Origin of the sequence: Paucisalibacillus globulus (assembly GCF_900184735.1) — a bacterium.
In the GTDB taxonomy this organism is placed as follows: Bacteria; Bacillota; Bacilli; order Bacillales; family Amphibacillaceae; genus Ornithinibacillus; species Ornithinibacillus globulus_B.
In genome coordinates this window covers 483,430-499,634 of the sequence record NZ_LT855386.1, presented here as the reverse complement: position 1 = coordinate 499,634, position 16,205 = coordinate 483,430, and the positions used below count along the sequence as shown (strand labels likewise).

General features: G+C 34.6%; 15 protein-coding genes. All 15 read left to right on the top strand.

Features of this window, described 5'->3' with window-relative positions; genetic code table 11:
* Positions 1 to 255 precede the first annotated feature (255 nt).
* On the top strand, positions 256 to 1,386 hold the full coding sequence (locus BN999_RS04540; protein WP_096270191.1) for an AAA family ATPase: 1,131 nt from the start codon (positions 256 to 258) through the stop codon (positions 1,384 to 1,386).
* A gap of 49 nt (positions 1,387 to 1,435) precedes the next feature.
* Positions 1,436 to 2,626 carry a CpaF family protein gene (locus BN999_RS04535; protein ID WP_096270397.1) on the top strand — a complete coding sequence of 397 codons (1,191 nt, stop codon included), beginning with the start codon at positions 1,436 to 1,438 and terminating at the stop codon, positions 2,624 to 2,626.
* Positions 2,623 to 3,579: a type II secretion system F family protein gene (locus BN999_RS04530; protein ID WP_096270190.1), complete on the top strand. Its 957-nt coding sequence runs from the start codon at positions 2,623 to 2,625 to the stop codon at positions 3,577 to 3,579. Before BN999_RS04535 ends, BN999_RS04530 begins: the two co-directional genes overlap by 4 nt.
* 7 nt (positions 3,580 to 3,586) lie before the next feature.
* Positions 3,587 to 4,450: a type II secretion system F family protein gene (locus BN999_RS04525; RefSeq protein ID WP_096270189.1), complete on the top strand. Its 864-nt coding sequence runs from the start codon at positions 3,587 to 3,589 to the stop codon at positions 4,448 to 4,450.
* Positions 4,451 to 4,502: 52 nt separating this feature from the next.
* On the top strand, positions 4,503 to 4,697 hold the full coding sequence (locus tag BN999_RS04520; protein ID WP_096270188.1) for a Flp1 family type IVb pilin: 195 nt from the start codon (positions 4,503 to 4,505) through the stop codon (positions 4,695 to 4,697).
* Between the two features lie 12 nt (positions 4,698 to 4,709).
* Complete coding sequence (locus BN999_RS04515) at positions 4,710 to 5,324, top strand: TadE/TadG family type IV pilus assembly protein (RefSeq protein ID WP_096270187.1); 615 nt, start codon at positions 4,710 to 4,712, stop codon at positions 5,322 to 5,324.
* Between the two features lie 28 nt (positions 5,325 to 5,352).
* On the top strand, positions 5,353 to 7,560 hold the full coding sequence (locus BN999_RS04510) for a DUF5702 domain-containing protein (protein WP_096270186.1): 2,208 nt from the start codon (positions 5,353 to 5,355) through the stop codon (positions 7,558 to 7,560).
* A gap of 28 nt (positions 7,561 to 7,588) precedes the next feature.
* On the top strand, positions 7,589 to 8,236 hold the full coding sequence (locus BN999_RS04505) for a DUF4352 domain-containing protein (RefSeq protein WP_096270185.1): 648 nt from the start codon (positions 7,589 to 7,591) through the stop codon (positions 8,234 to 8,236).
* Positions 8,237 to 8,588: 352 nt separating this feature from the next.
* Positions 8,589 to 9,224: a hypothetical protein gene (locus BN999_RS04500; protein WP_141249039.1), complete on the top strand. Its 636-nt coding sequence runs from the start codon at positions 8,589 to 8,591 to the stop codon at positions 9,222 to 9,224.
* Between the two features lie 39 nt (positions 9,225 to 9,263).
* Positions 9,264 to 9,791: an A24 family peptidase gene (locus BN999_RS04495; RefSeq protein ID WP_096270183.1), complete on the top strand. Its 528-nt coding sequence runs from the start codon at positions 9,264 to 9,266 to the stop codon at positions 9,789 to 9,791.
* A 42-nt stretch (positions 9,792 to 9,833) separates the two neighbouring features.
* Positions 9,834 to 11,453 (top strand): DUF6382 domain-containing protein, encoded by a 1,620-nt coding sequence (locus tag BN999_RS04490; protein ID WP_096270182.1) that lies wholly within the window; start codon positions 9,834 to 9,836, stop codon positions 11,451 to 11,453.
* Positions 11,450 to 12,370 carry a PP2C family protein-serine/threonine phosphatase gene (locus tag BN999_RS04485; RefSeq protein ID WP_096270181.1) on the top strand — a complete coding sequence of 307 codons (921 nt, stop codon included), beginning with the start codon at positions 11,450 to 11,452 and terminating at the stop codon, positions 12,368 to 12,370. Before BN999_RS04490 ends, BN999_RS04485 begins: the two co-directional genes overlap by 4 nt.
* A gap of 98 nt (positions 12,371 to 12,468) precedes the next feature.
* Positions 12,469 to 13,359, top strand: coding sequence for a serine/threonine protein kinase (locus BN999_RS04480; RefSeq protein WP_096270180.1), 891 nt, complete (start codon positions 12,469 to 12,471; stop codon positions 13,357 to 13,359).
* Positions 13,360 to 13,382: 23 nt separating this feature from the next.
* The gene (locus tag BN999_RS04475) at positions 13,383 to 14,774 is read left to right on the top strand and encodes a type VII secretion protein EssB/YukC (RefSeq protein ID WP_217988460.1); all 1,392 of its coding nucleotides are present in this window, start codon (positions 13,383 to 13,385) and stop codon (positions 14,772 to 14,774) included.
* A 175-nt stretch (positions 14,775 to 14,949) separates the two neighbouring features.
* A complete protein-coding gene (locus BN999_RS04470; RefSeq protein ID WP_255247397.1) occupies positions 14,950 to 16,197 on the top strand; it encodes an MFS transporter in 1,248 nt (415 codons plus the stop codon).
* The last annotated feature ends 8 nt before the right edge of the window (positions 16,198 to 16,205 follow it).

Here is a 16,205-nt window from a genome sequence, read left to right as displayed (position 1 = left end):
GAATGAAATTGGTATCATTATTCGACATTTTTCTTTCAATGTTAGAGAGCATATTCCGAACTTTATTTTAATAACATATAGCATTGTTCGGTTATGTAGCTTAAATCATTTCGGATATCTCTAATTAAGGGTATTTACACGGCGGAAATAGGTACTTATTACTGTTTTTGGGTATTCCTATTTATTTTGCTTCGAAGTTTAGTAAAATTTATGGAAGATTAAAAGTTAATTACAATATTACGGTGGTGTTATACATTGAAGAAGATTCGCATTGTAATCGCAGATGGTAACAGAGATTATTTAGAATCACTGGCAGCATTCATTCGAAATTCTAAATCAAGCAGTCAATTTATCGTCTCGTACTTTTCTAGTTTGGATACATTAAATTCTTACATTGAACAAGGGGATATGGTTGATATCTTATTAATTAGCTCTGATATGTATCAAAGGGATATTCCGAGGTTAAATGAAATGCTCATTATATTATTAGAAGATGATACATTGGCAACTAATAATCAATCTCTACCTTCAATATATCGCTACCAACGATTAGACCAACTTGTTGGGGATATTTTAGGTTTATATTATGAGACTAACGAGGATGCAGGGAAATTATTGATGAGAAATAGTCAAACAAAGATTATCTCTGTCTATTCCCCTGTAGGTGGAACTGGAAAAACTACTGTGGCAGTAAACTTAGCAAAGCAAATAGCACTAAATGACGCAAAAGTCTTCTATCTAAACTTAGAAACATTTAATACAACCAAGTTATTTTTGACTGACGATCAGGACGATTCTTCCCTACAAATTTTCTACTATGCTAAGACAGCTAGTAATCAACTGCTATCTAAAATTGAAAAGTTAAAAAAGTATGATACACAAGCAATGGTTGATTTCTTCGATATTGAAATTAATGCCCAGGAAATGCTGGAATTAACCAATGCAGAAATTGAAAGAATCATAAATGGTCTTTTGGAAATTGGTTCATATGACTACATTATTATGGATTTAGATAGTTCCATACATGAGAGAAATATTACAGCAATGAGAGAATCAGACCTAGTGTTATGGGTGGTAAGCAATGACCATCTTGGACTGTTGAAAACAAAAGCTTTCCTAGATGAAGAGGTAAGAATATTTGGAAAAGAAAATGCGGTAAAGGATAAGATGTCTATTATTGTTAATAAGTTTAATGGCAACTTAATCGGTGATTATAATGAGGCGGAACTGTCCGTTGAAGGCTACTTACCATTTATTCAAAATTGGATCCAATTTCAATCCAAATCAGAGTTATTAGGAAACGATGATTTCAATCGAGAAGTTCAAATGATTATTAGAAAATTGATTATGCCAGAGCAGGAAGGAGTGCCGCATAGTGGATTATGACAAAATTGTCAAAACCTTAATTAAACAATTACGGGAAACACTGGATTTAATGCACTCTATTTCTAATGAAGAGTTAATTGAATATGTAGAAGCTGCTGTTTTTGATTTAGCGAAAGAAGAAAAGTTGAAATCTAATGATATTAAGTATCTTGTAGAACGGATTTTTAATGCATTTCGCGGCTATGATGTTCTACAACCGTTAATTGATGATAAATCAATTACGGAGATCATGGTTAATAATCATAAAGAAGTATTTATTGAGCGGGATGGAAGAATCTCACAGGTAGATATTAAGTTTGAAAGTGAACAAAAACTAGAGGATATCATTCAGGCAATTGTTTCTAGAGTTAACCGTGTTGTCAATGAGTCTTCACCGATTGTTGATGCTAGATTAAGTGATGGTTCCCGTGTAAACGTCGTACTACCACCAATTGCACTAAAAGGGCCGGTTATGACAATTCGTAAGTTCCCGGAACATCCTCTGACAATTGATGATTTAATAGCCTTTCAATCAATTTCACAAGAAGCAGCTGACTTTTTACACAAGCTAGTAGTATCTAAATACAATATTTTTATTAGTGGAGGTACAGGTTCTGGGAAAACAACTTTCCTGAATGTCCTGTCTAATTTCATTCCTACACATGAACGTATTATCACCATTGAGGACTCTGCAGAGTTACAAATTAAGAATGTTCCTAACTTGGTGAGTCTAGAAACTAGAAATGCGAACACCGAGGGGAAAGGTGAAATCACCATCCGTGATCTAATTAAAGCATCTTTACGGATGAGACCGGACCGGATTATTGTCGGTGAGGTTCGTGGAGCTGAGGCATTAGATATGCTACAGGCAATGAACACTGGACATGACGGCTCTTTATCAACCGGTCACGCTAACTCGACGAAGGATATGTTAAGTCGGTTAGAAACAATGGTACTTAACGGTGCAGAGCTACCAGTGGGAGTTATTCGTAAACAAATTAGTTCTGCAGTAGAAATCATGATTCATTTAATGCGCTTACGTGATAACACAAGGAAGGTAGTTGCAATTAGTGAAGTGTTAGATGTTGTAGATGGGGATGTTGAACTGAATCCATTGTATGAATTCGTGGAGGAAGGCGAAACGGAAAATGGAAAAATAATCGGTAAATTAGTGTCTACCGGTAATCAGATGCGGAATAAGTCAAAAGCACAATTAGCTGGTATTACAGTAGGAAAAGTGGAAGAGGCGGGGATGAAATGACTGATATAGTTATTTTAATCATATTATTTGGTCTCATCGTTACATATATTTTTGTTGTTGCTAATCGAAAAAAGAAAGAGAAGTTACAGAAGCAGGAACCAGAAGCAATTAAGAATCTTAAACCTGATACAGAGCTCGAATTACTAAAAAAGCAACATTTCTTGGATAAGATAAATGAGAAATCAAATCGAGAAATAGAGACCCATCTTGTTGATTACTCGGTGTATCGATTATCCATAAAAGAATATGTTTTTTATGCCATTGTATCAGGTGGGGTATTCTTCGCCATTGGCTATTTATTTTACGAGAGTTATATTGTGGCCTTTGTTATTGCTAGTTTGGGACTGTTCTACCCAAAGATTCAAAAGAAAACACTATTAGAGCAGCGTAAGGAAAAGTTAAAGGTACAATTTAAAGAAGCAATCGGGTCTTTGTCAACCTCTTTAGCAGCTGGTAGATCCATAGAGAATAGTTTAAAAGAAGTTGTTGCAGATTTATATTTGCTTTATCCAGACCCTAATACGTATATCATCCGTGAGTTTGAAATCATTAACCGTCGAATAGAAAATGGAGAAACCGTTGAAAATGCCATACGAGACTTTAGTTTACGTTCTGATATTGAAGACATTATTAATTTTGCTAATGTTTTTATTACGTGTAAAAGAACCGGTGGTAACCTAGTCGAGGTTATTCGAAGAACATCTGATATCATTAGTGAAAAAATTGATATCCAACAAGAAGTAGCCGTAATGATAGCTCAGAAACGTTTTGAGTCGAGAATCCTTAGTGTTGCACCTTTAGGTATGATTTTACTCTTAAAATACAGTGCGGGTGATTACCTAGCACCGATGTACAAATGGTCTACGAACGGACCTATCATCATGACAGTTTGTTTAATCATATTGATATTTGCTTATTGGCTAAGCCAAAAAATTATGAACATTAAGGTGTGATCAAGCAATGATTTACTTTCTTATTCCGGCTATCGTTCTATTAATCATTCTTATTATTTTATTTATTGTGGTTGGAAAGCGTTATGAAATGGTCATTGAGCAATTTAAAGGTGTATATCCATTATTGTTTCTCGCACCAATATCCTTGTACATACTAGATAAATTTAAAATAATGGAACGCTTTTATAGTCAAATTGCTAAGATTCAACAGAAAATGATTAGTTTATACGGAAATAGAACTGCTTTACAACATACACGTATGTACTTCGCGCAATTAATATCTATAGTATTGTTATGTTTAATCGGTTCATTGTTATTTTCGGCATTAGCTGACGGTGACTCGACTATTTTTGTGACAGGATTGTTCTTCACCTTAGCTCTTCCATATGCCATGGTGAAAAAACTTGCAAGTCAGGAAAAAGAGCGAAAAGACAAGATTCTAATGGAGTTACCAGAAGTGGTGAATAAGTTAATTCTACTGATTAATGCTGGGGAAACTGTGCAACAAGCTCTATTACGATGTGTAACAACCGCCACTGATCCAAATTCCCCACTTATTATGGAATTAACAGAAGCGGTGAACAAGATGGTTAGTAATGAACCATTTCATCAAGTATTAAATGATCTAAACAAAAAGTGTGGAATTCAGGAAATATCCATGTTTACCACAACTATTCTATTAAACTACCGAAAAGGTGGAAATGATTTAATTCTAGCATTGCGAGAAATCTCACGTGAATTATGGGAAAAAAGAAAGAATATCTCCAAAACAAAAGGAGAAGAGGCATCATCCAAATTGGTATTCCCACTTGTGCTGATTTTTATTGCTGTCATGATTATCGTTGGTTATCCTGCAATTACAATTATGTAATTCAGGTTATCTATAAATTTAATAAATTACTTAACTTTTAGGAGGAAAAAAGATGGAGAAAGTAAAGAATTTTATGTCAAAGTTTTGGAAAGATGAAGAGGGGTTACAAACGTTGGAAATTTTATTAATCATCGCTGTCATAGTTGCCATTGCTCTTTTATTTAGAAAAACAATTATGGATTGGATTACTAAGTTACTAAACTTTGGTAATTCAAATATTGATAGTTTTAACCCAGGCGGAGAATAAAGGAAGATTAGAATGAGAAAAATGATTGATAGATTTAGGAAAGAAAATGAAGGTAGCTTCACATTAGAAGCCAGTATAATCTTTCCAATTCTTCTCATTATTGTTCTTTTGTTTGTATTTTTTAGTTTAGTAATCTATGAAAAAGTTACTCTTCAATATAAAGCAAATCAAATTGCTTCCCGCATGGCACAGACTTGGGGAAGCAGTACGATGAATATTCAGACTGGGGAATTAGGGCAGTCGGATTATGTAATAAATAATGGGGATGGTTTATATTGGAGGATTACGTCAAACAACGGTTTTAATAAATTTGGTTTAAATCTTAGTGACAATGGTGTTGTCACTAAGAAAAAACAGCGAGTTGGAGAATATGCCGGGAATGTCAGTTTTGAGAATGGATTATTTGTCCAAGAAATCGTTGTTTCACTAGATAAAGACCTTGCTCTCCCTGATGTAATTGCTGATATATTTGGGATAAATAAAGTTGGTGCAACTGCAAGACATCCAGTTGTAGACCAAACGGAAATTATTCGAAATACTGACTTTATCCTTTATGGTTTTGGAAAGTTTCAAGAATATGCATCTAAATATATTCCTTTTTTCAATAGGAATGATGCAGGTAATTAATTATTTGGATTGGCAGGGGGAGGTATAGGTGAAACGAATATTTAAGAAATTATGGAGCAAATTTATAATTAATGAAAATGGGGCAGTTTCCATTTACTTAATTATCATTGCCTTACTCCTATTATTATTTAATGCTGTATTGATTGATTACGCGCGTATTATGATTGCAGAGCGACAAACTGAGGAAGCTTCAAAAGCAGCATTGCGCTCAACGATGTCTTCGTATAATACATCCCTACAAAATAAAGGACTATTTGGTTTTGAGGGTGATCAGGGTAAGGCAGAGGCAATATTTAAAGAGGTATTTGCTAAAAACCTCTCAACCGGTGAGGGAGATCATTTTGATTTCCTAAGTCTTAAACCGGTTGAGGGGGAAATCTCTTTAGATATTCATTTAGAAAGAAGTTTGGCTAATCAAGATATTCTAAGGTATCAGATATTGGAGGAAATGAAGTATAAGGCACCTGTCGAGGTTGGGGAAGCGATAATTAAAGATTTCTTATCTGTGGCAGAGCAGGTAGAGCAAGCTTCCGATTATGCAAAAATTGCTAAAGAGTTAAACGAAAAAGCAAAATCTCGGGAAGAAATGTTAGATGAAGTCGAAAAATTACTGAAAGAATCTAAAGAGATATTAGAAAATATGAGGGGTAAAGTGGAAGCGGAATCTAGCAGTTCCACTTATCCTAATGTTTCTGTAACTTATGATATTTTTCAGTACCACAATAAATATAAAGAAGATTTAAGAGAAATTGAAACTCTAGAAGGACAACTGAATGGTGATCTCGATCGAGAGCAACGTAAGGAAATAGAAGAGAAAATTGAAGATTTAAGAAACAAGACATCCCAATTTAGACAAAACTCACTTAATCTATTAAACAGTCTTATAGGGGATACCGAGACTATTGTTCCTAAATTAGAAGAAGCGCTAGAGCTCATTATCGGTGCAGAGGGAATAAATGAAGATATGCAATATGCACTTGATAATCATGAGTCAGGTAATGACTATGACGATGCTAAAAACATCAGTGAAAACTTAGGAGAAAGTACGGTAGATGAGAATACTGAGGGAAGTTTGGATGATTATATATATCCAGAAGAGATGTTTACCAATTTAAAGGAAAAAGTGGAGCAGGCTCAAAGAAAAATAACAAACAATGGAGTTGAATCTAATGCTCTACTAAATAAGTTAAAATTATTTAAAACATATGTAGAATCGGATTTTGACACAGATCATATAAATGTTCTCGGGGCTGTTGAGGATGTCAAAACATATCATAATCAGGGCCTTGGTAAGATAGAAGAGGCATTGGCGATCTTAACTGATGGGCGTAAAGAATATAAAGACAACGAGGAAAAGATTACTGAAGAAGAGGAAAAAGCTGATGAAGGTATGGAAGATAATAAAAACCAGTTAGACGATATACAAAACCAAATTGATACGGTATCCGATGGGATATCTGATACACAATTATTAGTAGAACTTGGTGGAAAAGCAAATGAATATGGTGAAGCAATTGAAGCAAATAATAGAGAATTTTCTATGGAGAATCGTGATGATACCGCAGATGAAGCATTGAATTTCGTTGATGCTATATTTAGAAATTTAGGTGATTTGCTTTTAACAGCGAGGGACGAAGTGTATGTTAATGAATACATTCTATTGCGTTTTAAGAGTCATGATTTCTCAGTGAATGGGAGTTCCGCTTACACCTATGCTAATAATCAAGTGGAGTACATCATTTATGGATTAGAATCATATGGGGCGAATTATTTTGCCGCTTTATCTGAAATATTTGCAGTACGCTTTGCTATTAATCTAGCTGCTGGCTTTATGAGGCCAGAAGCTCGTGGGTTTGGACCGTTTATTTGGGCTTATGCTTTGGGATATGCATTTACTAGAACGGCTACTGACATGGGAAATATTACAAGGGGAAGGGCTATTGAATTATTTCCTGGAAGATCATTACCAACGATGGATTACAAGGATCATTTAAGGCTGTTTATGTTTGTACACTTAGAAGGTGGAAAGTTTGAGCGATTAATGGCTGTATTAGACAAAGAAACTAGTAAAGACTTAAGAGAAAGTCCCACATATGTATCTGCAAAAGCCACATCAACTGTGAAATTATGGTTCTTGCCGCAAGTTATCGATATACTTGAAACTACTAATGTAATTAATGGTAGGGTAGAAGGCAATGAGTTTTTTATAGAGAAAGAAGTTAATTATTCATATTAACAAATTACAATTATAGAGGTGCAAAGATATGAAGAAAACAATGATGATTATGATGTTGATGTTTGTAATGACAATTATTTTAGCTGCTTGTGGGGATGATGATAAGAATGAAGTAGATAATAATAATGATCCTAAGGAATCAAATTTAGAGAATAAAGATACTGAAAATGATTCTAATCAAGATGATGAATCAGAAGCAACAGAAGATGAAGAAACATCAGATAAAGGGTTTGATGTCGAGGCAGGGGACCAACTCGATCTGACAATCGGTGATACAGGAACTTTCGATACAACTCTAGGAACTTACGAGGTTACATTAGTTTCAGCAAAATTAGAAGATACTATTGATGGAGCAGCTTCTGAGTTAGATAGATTTATCCGTTTGGACATTACGGTTAAAAACACTAGTGAGGAAGAACAAAAAGTAGAAGATTTATTATACTCACTCGAAGTAACAGATTATCTGGATGGCAGTGGATTTTCTGATGCTTCAGAACATTTCGATAGTCTAGAAAAGATGTCTGGAACTATTGGGCCAGGAGAAGAAATGTCTGGGCAGATTGTTACATTTGTATATGATGCAGAAGAGTACTATTTTAGAAAGGATCCTGGTAACGTAGCAGCTGGAAGTAGTAACCAGGTTATCTGGACTATTAAAGCTGATGAAGCCCAATAATGGTTAGGTGAATTACCCTAGTTCATAGTGGCTGGGACATAAAAAACTTATTTATTATCTTTTTAGATAAAATATAGTTCAGTCCCAGTCACACTAAACATAAAAAACTACATAAGTAGGTTTTTAGCAAACATATAGGGTGCATATGAATACTTAATGAACAAATAGATTTCATTCTATTACATATAAAGAGAGGCTAGTTAAAGAGTTTAAGATACCACTAGTGGTACGTCCTGGATTAAGCTTGTTTTGAAAACCTGGAAAGGTAATTGAGGGAAGTAGTAACCAAGTAATGTGGACAATTAAGGCAAATGAACTAGAAACAGAGTGAAGGTTAAGAATCAAAATTAACATGACATTGATAATTAACAAACGTTACTTATATAAGAAAGAGGTGATGATCATAAAACATCTAAGGAAAGAGGATGGGAGTATTACGTTAGAAGCGGCAATGATACTGCCATTTTTCTTGTTTTTTATTATATTTTTGACGATGTTTATACGCCTCTCAGTTGCAGATATGGCATTATATAAGGCTGCTTCTGAAACTACAGAACTTGTTGTAGCTTATGCTTATCCAGTAAAGGTTACAACAGATGGTGCAACAAATTTTATCAATAACAAGATTCAGACCATTGAACAAGAGAATCAAGTAGATATATCCGGTGCTATCAATTGGGTAAAAGAAGGACTGAATTTTTTAGGCATTGATGTACAAGGTTCTATTGAAAGTTTATTTGAGAGTAGACTGAAAGAGATTATTGAACCTACAATTCAAGAAAAGTTTAGGCAGGCTACCGGCGGGGGGGATTTTTTCGATGAATCCAATTTGAAAGTTACAAATGTAGAGATACCGAGTTTAGTCGGTGGTACCGGTGCTTTTCTAGAGATTAATGTTGAATATAGGTTTGATCTATCTATCCCGTTTGTGGAGAAGGAAATTGTATTGAAAAAGACTGCTTATGAAAGAGTATGGAATGGATCGTAGTTTTTTTACTAAGATCCATTTGTAGATCGGAGGGTAAAGATGCTCCAAGTTCAAGATTATTTGTTGTTTGTTTATTTAATTATTGCACTCATTTATGATATCAGGTTTCATACGATTCCCAATTGGTTAACTGCTGGTGGAGTGCTAGTAGGGATTGTTTTTCATATGGTTAGTGGGGGAATTGATGGGTTAATCTTCTCCTTCTTGGGATTACTGGTTGCTGGGGCAATTTTCCTTGTCCTTTATGTCTTTAAGGCAATAGGTGCAGGGGATGTGAAGTTGTTTGCGGGCATTGGAGCGATAGTAGGAGTACAGATCGCGTTATATATGATGATGTATTCCATTATTGTTGCTGGTTTGCTTGGGATAGTTATATTACTATTCACTAGAACCTTTTTACAGAAAATGACAAGTGCCTTTTTTGCTTTTGTAGGTTCCATACTGTCAAAGGACCTTAGTAGTTTAGAGGAATTTAAAACAACTAAAAGTACACGATTCCCCTTTATGTATGCCGTGATACCCGCAGTCATACTCACCTATTATTATATGTTTTATGCGTATAGCTAACCATATCTTACAAGTTTCATAATATAGGAGGAAAATAAAATAATGGGGACTATCTATAATTTAACTTTCGAATACGTACATCAAAATGGTCAATCCATCGTATTTAAAGAGAAGGATGGACAGAAATTATCTGTCAATAACTTAAACTCAGTTCAAATGAAAATGATGCAATCAAATCGGATTCCACATCTACTGTCCATGACTGTTGAAAATATCGATTTAACAACTAGACTACATTTTAATATTAATTCTAAAAATAAAGTTACCTCCTTTTTCAGAAATAATAGCACTAATATGAATGATTATTATCAGTTGTTCTTATCCATTATCAAGGCGTTAGAAGACAGTAGTTCATATATGCTTAATCAAGATAACTTTGTGTTACGTTCAGACTTAATCTATGTGGGCGAAAATGCAAGTGACGTTTCATTAGTATATTTACCGATTAAGGATGTAAAGAAGAAAACATCATTAGCTGAAGAAATGAAACAATTATTAACCGATATCGCGGGTGAGGTAGAAGGGTTACAAGGAAATGAGTTTAAGAGTATCTTAAATTATATTAAAAATGCTTCCTTTAGTCTTACGGGGCTTAAGAAATTATTCCTAGAATTAATCTCATTGCGATCGAATGTAAATCAATTCCAATCGCATGATTCTTATAACACGCCTAATTCTGGAATGGCTATGGATCAAGCAGCAAGCAATATCCAGGGTCTAAAAGAAAATTATGGTAAAAAGCCTGGAAAACAGACCATAGAGCCAAATTACGATGATGTTGTGCCAGGAAGTCATAAGAAATCAAAGAACAAAATTAAAAAGAAACTACCACCACTGACTTCTAGGCAAAAAGTATATATGTTTGCCGGTGCAGCATTGGCATTAGCACTTATTTGGAAATTATATGACACGAATCCAAGTACTGTTATTCTGGGTGTTTGTGGTGGTTTATCTGTTTTAATCATTGTTGGATTGATTGTATTCGCTAAAATTTGGCGACCAGGTGTAACTCCTATTGAAATACCGGTTGATGGTGAACAAGTGGATGAAGGAAAAACTACAAACATACAAAGACAACAGACACCTCAATCACAATCATTACCGCAACAACCGAATATGGCTGGAAGGCCCACTGTATATAATCAAACGCCACCTCAACCATTGGAAAGAACATATAATCAAGTGCCAACACAACAAAATAGAGTCGAATCATCTAGTTTCCAAGACTTTTATTCTCCTGAACCAAGTGTAGCTACTTCTATGGATACGACCTTATTAACGATTGATTCAGATGACACCGTGTTATTAGAAGATGAATCTAACCTTGATTTTCAAGAGAAAGATGAAGTATTAGCATTACTACACCGAACCGGAGACGATGGAAAAGTCAAAACCATTGTAATTAATAATCGGAATTTCCTAATTGGTAGAAATGCAGATTCCGTACATTATACTGATGAGGCAACTGGTGTTTCTAGAATCCATGCAGAGATTATCAGGGTTGATTCTACTAGTTATGGGATAAAAGATTTAGGTTCGAAAAATGGAACAAAGTTAAATGGAAAAACATTGGTACCTTATAAAGTATATGCGTTAAATGAGAATGATGAATTTGTATTGGGTAAAGCAAATTATACGTTTAAATGGAGTTCATCTGAATGAGCATAAATTGGCATACAGGTATAGCGACACACCAAGGTACCCGAAAAACAAGAAATGAAGATTCCTATTTAATAAGATTTCGCAAGGATAATAAGGATAATGAGATAGCGTTATTTGTTGTAGCAGACGGCATGGGTGGATATCAAGTTGGTGATACCGCCAGCCGTCTTGCTATTAGTGCGATTGAGGAGTGGTGGGAAAGACGTATAGATAAGGTTTTAAAGAGAAGAAACGTCACCACTCAAATAGTGAAGGAAGTCCAAAAGTTATTCTCACATATTAATAAAGCTATTATTCAAGCTGGGAAGAATATTGATAAAAAAATGGGAACTACACTTTCATTACTTGTCCTTTATAACGGGAATTATGGAATTGTACATGTTGGGGATAGTAGGGTTTATCAAATGAAGGATTTAAGTCAGAGGATTGAAGAGTTTGTTCAACAGATACCACAACATGCATTCCATGAACAAACAGAGATTCTAGAAAGAGAGCCCGAACTTCATCAATTAACGGAAGATCATTCATGGGTAGAAAAGCAAGTTAGAGAAGGAAGGTTAACTAGAGAAGAAGCAAGAAATCATCCAAAGCGTAATGTTCTTTTACAATGTCTGGGGATTGGAGAAGAAATCCAACCCTATTCAACACTAGGTAGTTACCGCACGGACGATTTGTTTTTATTATGTAGTGATGGTTTCTATTCTTTATTCTCGAATGAGGAGATTAAGAATATGCTTCTCAATTTAGAAAAAGAGTATGGAAATTATCAAGCTGTATGCGATTATCTAATAAATTTTTCAAACTTTTCTCATGCTCATGATAATGTGACACTTATGCTTGTGAGAGACCTACAATATCAAGATAGCAGTAGGAATAAAAGAGCTTGGTGGCTTTCACTAATGGATAGGAAAGCTTAATAAAGTTCTACCTATTTAGTAGAAACAAAGGTATTTGATCAGGAGGCTTGGCGAATGCCATATATTTTAATGACAACCGATCAGCAGGGAGAAATAAGATGAGTAAGCACGGCATCATTATTAATAGGAAAGATATATTAGAAGAAAAGTATAAGGTTTTGACACATATTGCTTCTGGAGGTATGTCAGATGTATACCTTGTTGAGGATATCTATGATACAGGTCGCCTTAGGGCTGTTAAAGTAGTTAAAAAGGGTCACAAATTAGCTTCGAAGTTAGTTGATGAATCAATCATACTAAGCCAATTAAATCATCCTAATATACCGAAAATGATTGATTTCTTTTCTTCATCTGATTATATCTATCTTGTCATGGAATACGCCGAGGGTACGGTCTTATCAGACTATTTGTTGTCAAAAGATTACCAAATCTCTATCGATCAAGTCATCCATATAGGAATACAGCTTTGTGACATATTAACTTATCTCCATCATCGATCAGAACCAATTATATATCGTGATATTAAACCAGGAAATATTATCCTTGGTAACGACGGTAATATCAGATTAATAGATTTTGGGATATCAAGGAAATTTCAAAGTGGAAAAATGGAGGACACTGTAAAGATTGGAACAGTGGGCTTTGCAGCACCAGAACAGTTTGAAAAAAAACAGACAGACGAACGAACAGATTTATTTTCTCTCGGTTCTTTACTATATTACATGTTATCTGGAGGGAAATATGTCTATGTCGTACAAAAGCCAATCTCCCAATTCGTAAAAAGACTTCCTTCTAGTCTAGAAAAGTGCATTAATCAATTAGTAGAATTAGAGCCAGATAAACGTATTCAACATGCTGAGGAAGCAAAAAAGCTATTATTTAGAGCTAACGATGAAATGGCTAAACGAAAGCCCAGACTACTTATATCCATAGGGATTACAGCACTATTTATTGTGATTTTATTTGCTATTTCCTTACTAATGATCTAAATAGGGGCAAAGGGGGCTATATGTTGACAGATGAATATAATCTAGAATTTAATACGTTTCACGATAATGGAGAAATGGTTGTTTTCGAAATCCCAAGTGAACAAACTAAGTTAAAAGTGTCTGAGCAGTTGGATGAATTAAAAAGACCAGATGAACTTTTCTTTCCTTGCCAACATGCTATCGTGGATGAAAAATCAGTTAAGCTATATTTTAAACGAAATCATATGTTTCAAAATTTACAAACACTGGACAATGCTCCTACTGACTTCAAGATTAAAGTTATTAGGAATTTGTCAAAACTTAATAAACTGATAGGAACTCAATTTACAACAACATTACATCCTAAGAATGTATATGTAAATGAACAAGGAGATTTCAAATTAGTACATCGCGGAATTAGACATGTTCTTCCCCCAAACGAATTCAATGAGAAACAACTTTTAAAAGAAATGAAAGAACTAGCTGTTTATTTATTTACTGGATATTCTCCTTACCTACCAGAAAATCAATCTCTTCAAACAAGGGATGAGGCATTCATTACAAAACTTAATCATGCACATACCATAAAAGAAATCGAATTTATTATCCAAAATAGTGAAATAGAAGTACATAAAGAAAAAACGGATAGTAGTAATTCAAATGTTCCAATGCCCAAAAAAGAAAAAGTGAAAAAAAGAGGAAAACATGTATCCTTGTTGTCCGGTGTGTTATTAGGTTTTCTATTTGGCTTACTTTTCTTATATGTAACACAAATAATTCCTCTTACAGAAGCATTTAATGAAAAGGAGTCTTCCTTCTCGGAAAAAGAAAACGAATTAAATGAAGAAAAAGAAGAACTTAACGATCTGTTATCTAAATCTACAAAATTGAATGAAGCCTATAGATTGTCGTTTATCGGAGAAACAGAGGAAGCCATATCACTTCTTGAATCAATGAAGACTCTTTCAGAAGAAGGAGAAGAGTTATTGACAAGTTTATATCTGGAATCTGATAACCCTGATTCATTAGTGAAAGCAATAGATCTTGATAAGGAACACTATAAAGCGGTTATTGCTAAATTAGTAGCATTGAATAATGTTGATGCTCATAATATGTTATTAAGTTTTCAGACAGACGATCCTAACGTTACTATTGAGCAAGCGTGGTTAAATAAAGACTATCAAGGTGTTATTGGACTATATGAACAAATTAAAGATAGTGAAAGGGCTAAATGGTTAGCAGCAAGTAGCTACTTGGAGCTTAATGAGTTTGAATTAGCTTTAATCTTAGGGGAAGAATTAGAAGACTTATCCATTCAAGTGAGTAGTCTAGAAAAGCTCATTGAAATGATAGAATCGGATGAAACTATGGAATCTGATGAGAAGGAAGAGAGACTAGATGAGCTAAATAAGCAACTAGAAGAATTGGCCAAATAAATAATTATTATAGTTTAGTACCTGAATCGCATTGAACCACCAATGCGATTCTTTCTCATTTAAGGAACGATTTGTGGAAGATTGAGAACAAACTTACAAAATATCCGAAGTGATTGTGTTTAAATTAATTTTAGTGTATAAATTAATAGGAGAAAATATAATAGGGCGTGACATAATGGGAAATACGAGTGAGTCAATCATGCAGCAATGGAAAAGAAACAGTATTCTTTTTCTTGGAAGTCAATCTATTTCGCTATTTGGATCATCTTTAGTTCAATATGCGATTATGTGGTATGTAGTATTAAATACACAGTCTGGAATAATGATGACGATCTATATTTTGTGTGGATTTATTCCTACTTTTATCCTTTCGCCATTTGCAGGTGTGTGGGCAGATCGTTATGATCGCAAGAAGCTAATAATTATTTCAGATGCATCTATAGCTTTTGTAACATTAATTTTAGCCATCTTTTTTATGATGGGCTATGAATCACTGTGGCTGATGTTTTTAATTGCTGCAGTAAGAGCCTTAGGTACAGGAATACAAACTCCAGCAGTTGGAGCAATTTTGCCACAATTTGTCCCGGAGGATAAGCTTACTAAGGTGAATGGCGCAAATGGGAGTATTCAAGCTTTAGTTATGCTTTTAGCGCCAATGGCAAGCGGGGCTTTGCTGGGTCTAGCATCTATTGAAATTATCTTTTTCATTGATGTCATAACAGCTGCTATAGCAATCACTATATTTTTAACTATGCTTCATATACCAGCACATAAGAAGGCAACTGAGAGTGAACAGGTTAGTTACTTCGCAGACTTAAAGAAAGGATTTATTTATATTAATAATCATGAATTCTTAAAGAAATTCTTCCTTTTCTTTGCTCTATTCTTCATCCTTGCGGCGGTTCCGTCCTTCTTAACTCCGTTACAAGTAACGCGTAGTTTTGGTGATGATGTCTGGCGATTAACCGCAATTGAGGTTGCCTTTTCCATTGGAATGATGATAGGTGGCGTTGTTATTGCATCTTGGGGCGGGTATAAGAATAAGATTCATACTATGGCTTTAGGTAGTTTCTTATTTGCGATACTAACATTGGGATTAGGAATAATCCCTAGCTTTACTATTTATTTAGTGCTCATGGCCATAACAGGTGTTACCATGCCGATATTCAGTACACCAGCAACAACCTTACTTCAAGAAAAAGTAGAACCAGAGTATCTAGGTAGAGTCTTTGGCGTTGTGGGTATGATATCTACATCCATGATGCCATTAGGTATGCTGATTTTTGGTCCGATTGCTGATGTTTTAGCTATTGAATGGTTACTAATCGGTTCTGGAGTACTTATGTTTATAGCTGGCTTCTTTTTGATTGGCAGTAAGGTATTAGTAAATGCAGGTAAACCCAAACTAGTGGAGGAATCATAAGGTGCACC